Raw genomic sequence first — 8,238 nt, 5'->3', positions numbered from 1 at the left:
CTTCTTGACTGGCACTCAATAAAGAAAAAGAGAGTAAAAATGCAAAAAGAGTCGTTCGCCAAGTCATGAGCACTTTCCAATAAAAAGTTGGCGATGTTAGCCAAAGTGCACCGACAAGTCAATAATTTCCTGACTGTTTAAAGGTGGATATGTAGCCCTCAGGATATCTTAAGCAAATGCTCGCCTGGGATTATTTCGATAAAGTCTGACGCGGACATTCTTTCTCGTTTCTACGCTTGAGACTCTCAATTTGAGATTTTGAGACACTTGCGGTATAAGCCTGACAATAACAATTCATTAACAGTGCGAGAGGAGTGGCTATGTCTTTGATTCTAGCTAAAGTTTTCGGTCTTTATTTTCTGGTGATCGCCGCAGCCTTTTTTCTCAATCCCGACCGCTTCAAGAATTTGTATGGAAAAATTGCTCACGATGAGAACTTTCTTTTTCTTGGCGGCCTACTCGCGGTTTTGATCGGCGCTGTGATCATCAGCCTGCATAATGAGTGGGTATGGGGCTGGCCGGTGATCATCACGATTCTTGGCTGGTGGAGCTTAGCTAAAGGAGGAGCGCTCTTAGCCTTTCCCGAATCGATCAAATTCTTTTCATTCATTCAGAATCAGCCCCCGATGTTTTATCGCATCTTGAGCTTGGTGTATTTTGGATTGGGCTTATTTTTGGCCTACAAGGGATGGCGTTAAAGCCATTTTATGAAGTAAAGGCCCCTTCAAGAGACCTTTACTATTAGATAAGATACTTACTGTGTAGATGTTACAGAAGAGTTAGAGCCCTGCTGCTGAGCTTTTTTCTTTGCTAAGGCAGCGAGAAGAGCCTGCCTTTTTAAAGCAATCGCTTGTTTCTCAGCGTCAAGAGCTTCAATCTCTTGCTTACGCTCTGCTTGTTTCGATTCTAAAGTCGTTTTCTTCTGCTCGAGCTGCTCAACTCTTTGAGCTCTTGCAGTTGCAGCGCTCTCTAACTTAACCCTCTGAGCTTCCAGAACTTTCTTTTCCCCCTGCAACTCGCTAATCTTCTGACTTTGCTCGAACATCGCGTCTGAAATGGCTAAAACTTCATCTGCCTTCGCTAAAAGAGGATCTACTATTGTCCCTTTAGAGTGGTCAGAGTGAAAGGTTTGTGTAGGTTGCATGGAAACTCCTATGATTTTGAAAAATTTAATTTATAACACCAGACCGAAAATTTACAAATCTATTTTTAATGCCAAAAGACTAAAAAGTCAATATAATTTTCCGAAATCAAAAAAAGCATTACAAATAATCACAAAGAAATCAAAGAAAAACAATAAAATACTAGTAGGTGAGAATACAGTACGATGCTAATTAAAGAAGGAGCGCTCTTACCCTTTCCCGAATCGATCAAATTCTTTTCATTCAGAATCAGCCTCCGATATTTTATCGCATCTCGAGCTTGGTGTATTTTGGACTAGGCTTATTTTTAGCCTCTAAGGGAGGGTGTTAAAGCCGTTTTGTGAAGTAAAGGCCCCTTCAAGAGACCTTTACTATTAGATAAGATACTTACTGTGTAGATGTTACAGAAGAGTTAGAGCCCTGCTGCTGAGCTTTTTTCTTTGCTAAGGCAGCGAGAAGAGCCTGCCTTTTTAAAGCAATCGCTTGTTTCTCAGCTTCAAGTGCTGCAATCTCCTGCTTGCACTCTGCTCGTGTCGATTCTAAGGTCTCCCTCTTTTGCTGAATCTGTTCGATTTTCTGAGCACTTGAATTAATTTCGGCATCTAATTTAACCGCCCGTTCAGCAATTACTTTCTTCTCGCTTTTTAGGTCCGAGATCTTCTTTGTCTGTTCGAGGAAGCTATCCCCATGCTCGATTAATGCGTCTACATGCGCTAGATAGGAATCTACCGAACTTCCTTGACTTGGAAGACTTTGAGCTGGTTGCATAGAAACTCCTTTAATGTTGAAGGTGTAATTTGTAAAATTTTCAGATCAAAAGATACATGTCATTTTTTAATAACAAGATACTAAAAAGTCAAGGTTATTCAACAAAAATAAAAAAAATTTTTATCAAAAATGAAACACAAAAATCAAAAATAATAAGATAATAGTAATAGATGAGGATGCAATATTTTCTTAGCAGGGAGTTGCTATGTCTATTGAATCTAACCAAATTAATCATTCCAATCCTCTCTCGACAGACGCGATCACCCAGAGCAAAAATGAAAAAACAACACAAAATGGTGCCAAGAACGGCCTAGATCACAAAATTAGGGAGGCAATCCCAGGTGAAATCGCACATCCTCAGGAACAACCTGAGGGACCAGTGCCAGCACTGAACTTTCAGGCCAAAATTCTAAGCCCAGGAAGTGAAGGTACCTTACCTGGGGCGCTATCAGAGACATTACTATTAAATCAGGAATCCAATGAAAATAACCACCTGCCAAATCTAGCGGCTGACGTCATGGCGCATACCATTCAATCCGGCCAGGCTGCCTCAAAGTTAAGCGCTGAAGAAGAGATGCTGGCAGATTTAAATTTCGACGAACTCTCTCCGGACGAAATAGAAGCGATGCTGCAGGAGATGGCAAGCCATGAGGCACAAGTTGATCAAAAAAGAGAAGCAAAAGCAACGGCCTATAGCGCCGATGAGAATGAGCTGTCTCAAACTGAAGCAAATATAGCAACGGAAAAACAGGTAGGTCGTCAAGAAGCAGAGAATCTTCAAAATACCGCTCAACTAGTCAGAGAGACCGATGACAAACTAACATTAAGCCAAGACAAGCACTCAACACTTGCAGCCCAGATCAGTTCCAAATCCAAAGAAACGGCATCACCTGTAGGAAGTAATATTGATGATAGTGCGGCCCATAAGGAAGCGTACAAGCAAAAGCTCGCACAGATCAACGCGCATATTAACAAATTGCAGTCAGAGCTCACAGTTGACCCCAATAATGCCGCTACGAAAGCACAGTTGGATGCATTACGCGCAGCCAAAAATGAACTCCAGGAAAAAATAGATAGCGGTATGAGCCATGAAGAGGCTATGAAAACTACCTTTATCGGCGGTAGGTCGCTACATGAAATGACAGTTAATGATTTACATGAAGTCCTGAAAAGTCTGTACCCTACCTTGCATGAGGAAGGCCGCGATAAGGAAATCAACGAAGATGCATCAAAAGCGGGCGAGCGAGGAAGGGTTGATCGAAGCGCCAGGGACGATAAAGCGGCGCGCGACAAAGCAGAGGCAGGCAAAAAAGAAGAGCTTTTGAAGGCACAAGATGGACAGGATCGCATCGTCACGGAGCTACAGTATCAGCAAATGCGCAGCCGCATCGAAAAAGACAAAGAGAAGCTGGAAGAGTCTCTCCAGAAGATCCTCTCATCTGTCCAAGAAGACAGAAGAATGAAGGAAATTGAAACGACGGAGATCAAAAAAGATGCCGCGAGCGACACCCTCGTCTCGCAGGGGAACAAGCAAAAAGCGATCAATGCTACGCAAAAGATGATCGATGAAGTAGGGACACCCCTTAAAATGCCTGTAAAAAAAGAAACCCTCCGGATGGTTGTCTCGGTCATCCGTCAGATCGATTCCCTACCGGCCGGCAAATCAGATCCGCAGATACGAGACCTGCAGAAAACGCTCATTGGCTTTTATCAGGATATACGCCAGGCAGTCGGGGTTGAAGTGCTTGGAGGGACAGGCAGCGCTCAGCGCCTGCACACCAATCAGTAATAAAAAAGGCTTGCTGCAAGAGGACTAAGCCCCTATCAGCAAGCCCCAAAAGAAAAATTTACTGTCGGTTCTCAGTTTCTTCTTCTGACGGCTCTTGTACCGGTTCTTCCGCGTAGTGGCTCATCAGAGGATACGTCTGCTCTTGAAAGAGAGTAGTCTCATGCGTGAAGCTCTCAACAACTGCGCTTGGACCTTCTTCAATCCCTTCGATGTAATTTTCGCTCTCGTGCTCTTTGGCAACGACGCGCTGTCGGTAAATTTCCTCTTCTTCCTCGCTCGACATCTGATATTCGGTCGGTTGGTAGGACAGCGGCAGTTCCATGGGCTCTTCAGCCTGTTCCTGAGGCACTCCCTCTTCCTGCTTTTCTTCGTTCTCCTTGGAGATGAATACCCCTTTGAATAGATCATCATCACGATACTTCTCGATGGTATCGGAAATAAGATTCGGTGGAGGTGTGAGTAAGCTCTTCAGAACATTGGAAGACAGCTCCATCGCCGCCTGGCGTCCTCTTCTTCCCAGCTTTTTCGGCTCTGGGATCTCGATTTTTTGCGCTTCTTCTGTAAGCTCGACAAACTCCTCTTTAGGTTCTTCACCCGGCAGAGCCTCTTCAAGCCCCTCTTTCGGCAGCTCTTCTCTCTCATCGCGCTCTTCACGATCACGTCTTCTTCGTAAACCACGGCGACGGTCTCTCTTTCGATCTGACTGTCTGTCTTGCTGGTGAGCGCCTTCGGCAGCAGGCTCTTCCTGAACTCTCTCAGGCTCTCGAACAGCTTTCATGAGGGCCTCTTTGCCACCACCGATCTTAATAGCCTTGTCTAAACCGACATTTTTTAAGACCATGCGCGCTTCGCGGACTTCCAATATTTCATAATCTGTAGCTGGCACTAAAAAAGCCTTAGGCTTTTCCGATGAGCGAAAAAAGAATGAATTGCCAAAGGAGACTACTTCTACAGCATCGACAAAATACTCTTCCTGACCTGCTCCCTTGCTGCTGCGAACGACGAGTTTAAACCCCTCCTTGGCTGATATGACTGTCTCAATAATTGGCTGGCGTGTAAATTCCACTGGACACCGTTCCTGTTTTAAAATTAGGTTGCTATTCTCCACGTAGACATGGAGGATTAATATTCAAATTTGCCTGAAAGAAAACTGTAAATGAGCACTGTCGACTTGCAGGTATCAACCCAAGCAAGCTCCAGCCCTTCTTTCAAAAAACGTCAAAATGAGACTCTAAACAAGAGACCCAGTTTGCTACTTTACCGCAAGTTGTCGCTCTTTGGACGCCATATAGGCCAAGAGATCCTTAACGCGCCAGGCATAGCCTGCCTCGTTATCATACCAAGCTACAAGCTTGTAAAATCTCTTGTTTAGAGCGATTCCTGCCGTACTGTCGAAAATTGACGAGTGAGTATCTCCGATAAAATCGGTCGATACAACTGGCTCGTCCGTGTAAGCGAGTATTCCCTTCATAGGTCCATCAGCATAGGCCTTCATCGCCTTGCAAATTTCCTCATAGGTTGTATCCTTGCTTAAACGAACGGTTAGATCCACAACGGAGACATCCGCCGTGGGAATACGGAAAGCCATTCCAGTCAATTTTCCCTTGACTTCTGGTATACATAGGGCAACTGCCTTTGCCGCTCCGGTCGTACTCGGTATAATATTCTGCGGAGCGCCTCTGCCGCCTCTCCAATCTTTCTTGGAGGGGCCGTCCACTGTCGGCTGTGAGGCAGTTACTGAGTGAACTGTTGTCATTAAACCTTCTTCGATTCCGAAGGTATCCAAAAGCACCTTTGTGATTGGCGCTAAACAATTGGTTGTGCATGAAGCATTCGAAACAATACGATCCGTCTCGGGATTGTACTGTTCATGATTAACACCCATAACGTAAGTTGGGATATCTCCCTTTGCCGGCGCTGAAATAAGCACTCTCTTGGCTCCTGCCGTCAAATGCTTACCCGCCCCTTCTGGGGAGGTAAATATACCCGTCGACTCTACTACATAGTCTACACCAAGCTCTTTCCAAGGTAAAAGCTCGGGATTTTTCTCATTGAAAACCTGTATCTTTTCCCCATCGACAACCAACGTTTTCTCGTCGGCTGTGACAACTCCGTTAAATCTGCCATGTGTCGAATCATATTTGAACAGATAGGCCAAGTGCGGGGCCTCAACGATATCATTCACCGCAACGATTCTGAAATTCTTATCCTTGATGGCCGCTCTTAAAAAAAGCCTTCCGATTCTACCAAATCCATTGATCGCTATATTAATCGGCATATCTGTCACCTTTGTTTCGGAAGCTTGATATTACATGCTGATTTCATTTCAGGCAACCCACCAGTGCCGGTGAAAAAAAAAAAGAAGGTTTGTGAGGGTTTGGATGGGAGCTTCGGATCATGCTCAAGAGAGGGAATTTTCAGAAAAAGCTTCCCCGACTGTTCGGGGAAGCCTTTGATAGAAAGTTAGTTAGGAAGATATTCGATGATGCAGGTTTCAGCATTGTCGCCGGGACGGTTAGCTGTACGCACGATACGTGTGTAGCCGCCCTGTCTGTCAGCGAAACGTACGCCCAACTGGCTGAAGAGCTTATCGATAACTTTACGGTCTGTGTTGTAAGCCGCTGTGTTACCTGCTTTAGCTTCTCTTGCCTCTTTTGGAGTCAGCGCGTTGTACTGGATCATCAACTCGGCAATCGCCTTTCTTCTCGTGGCCAACGTGTTTTTCTTTGCCAGAGTGATCATCTTATCTGCATAACGCTTAAGCTGTTTAGCTTTCGGGACTGTAGTTGTGATTCGCTCATTTTCAATCAGGGACTTGAGCATATTCGCGAACATGCAGCGTCTATGCTGCGTGGTACGTCCCAGCTTTTTACTTTGTTTTAAGTGCCTCATTGTAAACCCTATAATTCTATATAAAACGTTTTGTTACTTAAGCGTTGGCGTTCTCTTTTTCGCGTGCGCCATTCTTCTTCCTCTTGACCTCTTCGCGGAGCGCCTTAACTTTGTCTTTGACATTCTCGAGCGTTATGTCGAAACGCTTCAAGTCCATGCCAAGCGACAGTCCCATTTCTTGTAGCTTCGCTTTGATTTCGTTGAGGGATTTTTTTCCGAAGTTTCTAAACTCCAGCATTTTTCTTTCGGGAATGATTACCAATTCGGCGATCGTCTCGATATTTGCACCCTGCAGGCAGTTGGTGGAACGAACAGATAGCTCGATCTCATCAATGTTGTATGAGAGTTTCTCGAGAATCTCTTCGTCGTCAGTGTCTGCCATGTCCTCGCCATCTTCGAACGACACTTCGATGGTCTTCATTTTATTGAAGACTTCAAAGTGGTGAGTCGCGATTTGCGCTGCGAAGCTAACAGCTTCCCTGGGTGTGATACGGCCGTCAGTGGTAACATCCATGATCAGCTTGTCAAAGTCTGTATCCTGTCCAACACGAGTGTTCTCAACGTAGTAGCTGACTAAGCGAACTGGTGAGTAGCAAGCGTCGATCAGGATGTCGTCAGAAGCCTTGTCGAGGATGTTATGGCGCTCGGAAGGAACATATCCCCTGCCGAAAGCAACACGTACATCTATCTGCTTTTTCATAGGCTTTGTGACATAGAACAGGTGCAGCTGAGGGTTGACAACTTCAAAGTTACCCGCCTTGATGATGTCTCCAAGCTTAATGGAAACCTGGCCTTTATGGGCATCCAGCATTTCCTGCGTCACTTCGATAGTGGAAGTGATGATTCTCTGCTCTTTGGAATTAGCTTCTTCAGTGGATGGCAGCTTGCGAAGCAAAGCGCTTTTAAGGTTCAAGACGATATTAGTCATGTCCTCGATCACACCTTCGATCGCCATGTACTCGTGGGGCACTCCCTGAATGCGCACCGCGATGATCGCCGGAGCTTCGATCGAGGAGAGCATCATGCGTCTCATGGCATTTCCAATCGTATGGCCGAAACCTCTTTCAAAAGGCTCTGCAATGAACCTACCGAAGGTCCTGCTCGAATTTTCCTCTTCCAAAATGATATTTGTTGGCAATTCAAATTTGCCGTACTTTAATGACATGATGCAACTCCTGCTGACTTTCTTCCCAATATCGGTGGTTTGAGGCTAATTAGACTCTTCTTCTCTTTCTCGCTCTGCATCCGTTGTGCGGAACAGGAGTCCTATCTCTGATAGCGGTGATTATCAAACCAGCAGATTGCAAGCCTCTTACAGCTGATTCTCTACCGGCACCTGCGCCTCTCAACACCACTTCAACTTCTTTCATACCGAGGTCTGCGGCTTTTTTGCCTGCATCCTGTGCTGCTACAGTTGCCGCGAATGCGGAAGATTTTCTGGAACCGGAAAAGTTCACTCTTCCTGCGGAGGACCATGTGACAACTTTGCCGGAAGGATCAGCGATAGCTACGATCGTGTTGTTGAAAGATGCCTTTACGTGGGCAACTCCAACTGGAACGTGCTGATGGGATTTCTTTTTTGGCTTCACACTCTTTTTAGGAGCCTGATTTTGCGATTGTTGTTGCTTGGCCAAGGTATTCTAACTC

Annotated in this window: 9 protein-coding genes; 2 read left to right on the top strand and 7 right to left on the bottom strand. The window is 45.3% G+C overall.

Annotated elements, in window-relative coordinates; all coding sequences use genetic code 11:
- The first annotated feature begins 320 nt into the window (after nt 1-320).
- Nucleotides 321-698: a hypothetical protein gene (locus ELAC_RS02640; protein WP_098037724.1), complete on the top strand. Its 378-nt coding sequence runs from the start codon at nt 321-323 to the stop codon at nt 696-698.
- A gap of 56 nt (nt 699-754) precedes the next feature.
- Here ELAC_RS02640 and ELAC_RS02635 read toward each other — a convergent pair whose 3' ends face one another.
- The gene (locus ELAC_RS02635) at nt 755-1,144 is read right to left on the bottom strand and encodes a hypothetical protein (protein WP_098037723.1); all 390 of its coding nucleotides are present in this window, start codon (nt 1,142-1,144) and stop codon (nt 755-757) included.
- 385 nt (nt 1,145-1,529) lie between these two features.
- Nucleotides 1,530-1,910 (bottom strand): hypothetical protein, encoded by a 381-nt coding sequence (locus tag ELAC_RS02625; RefSeq protein WP_098037721.1) that lies wholly within the window; start codon nt 1,908-1,910, stop codon nt 1,530-1,532.
- Between the two features lie 205 nt (nt 1,911-2,115).
- Here ELAC_RS02625 and ELAC_RS02620 point away from each other — a divergent pair, with 205 nt between their 5' ends.
- Nucleotides 2,116-3,699 (top strand): coiled-coil domain-containing protein, encoded by a 1,584-nt coding sequence (locus ELAC_RS02620; protein ID WP_098037720.1) that lies wholly within the window; start codon nt 2,116-2,118, stop codon nt 3,697-3,699.
- A 58-nt stretch (nt 3,700-3,757) separates the two neighbouring features.
- On the opposite strand, the gene ELAC_RS02615 is transcribed toward ELAC_RS02620, so the two are convergent.
- From ELAC_RS02615 to rpsK, 5 genes are all read right to left on the bottom strand, one after another.
- A complete protein-coding gene (locus ELAC_RS02615; protein WP_098037719.1) occupies nt 3,758-4,765 on the bottom strand; it encodes a hypothetical protein in 1,008 nt (335 codons plus the stop codon).
- A 186-nt stretch (nt 4,766-4,951) separates the two neighbouring features.
- Complete coding sequence (gap, locus tag ELAC_RS02610; RefSeq protein ID WP_098037718.1) at nt 4,952-5,977, bottom strand: type I glyceraldehyde-3-phosphate dehydrogenase; 1,026 nt, start codon at nt 5,975-5,977, stop codon at nt 4,952-4,954.
- A 185-nt stretch (nt 5,978-6,162) separates the two neighbouring features.
- On the bottom strand, nt 6,163-6,591 hold the full coding sequence (gene rplQ, locus ELAC_RS02605; RefSeq protein WP_098037717.1) for a 50S ribosomal protein L17: 429 nt from the start codon (nt 6,589-6,591) through the stop codon (nt 6,163-6,165).
- A gap of 37 nt (nt 6,592-6,628) precedes the next feature.
- The gene (locus ELAC_RS02600; RefSeq protein WP_098037716.1) at nt 6,629-7,756 is read right to left on the bottom strand and encodes a DNA-directed RNA polymerase subunit alpha; all 1,128 of its coding nucleotides are present in this window, start codon (nt 7,754-7,756) and stop codon (nt 6,629-6,631) included.
- A 49-nt stretch (nt 7,757-7,805) separates the two neighbouring features.
- Complete coding sequence (gene rpsK / locus ELAC_RS02595) at nt 7,806-8,225, bottom strand: 30S ribosomal protein S11 (protein ID WP_098037715.1); 420 nt, start codon at nt 8,223-8,225, stop codon at nt 7,806-7,808.
- Nucleotides 8,226-8,238 lie beyond the last annotated feature (13 nt).

It is taken from the genome of Estrella lausannensis (assembly GCF_900000175.1).
GTDB classification, from domain to species: Bacteria; Chlamydiota; Chlamydiia; order Chlamydiales; family Criblamydiaceae; genus Estrella; species Estrella lausannensis.
This window is presented reverse-complemented; position numbering and strand designations above follow the sequence as displayed.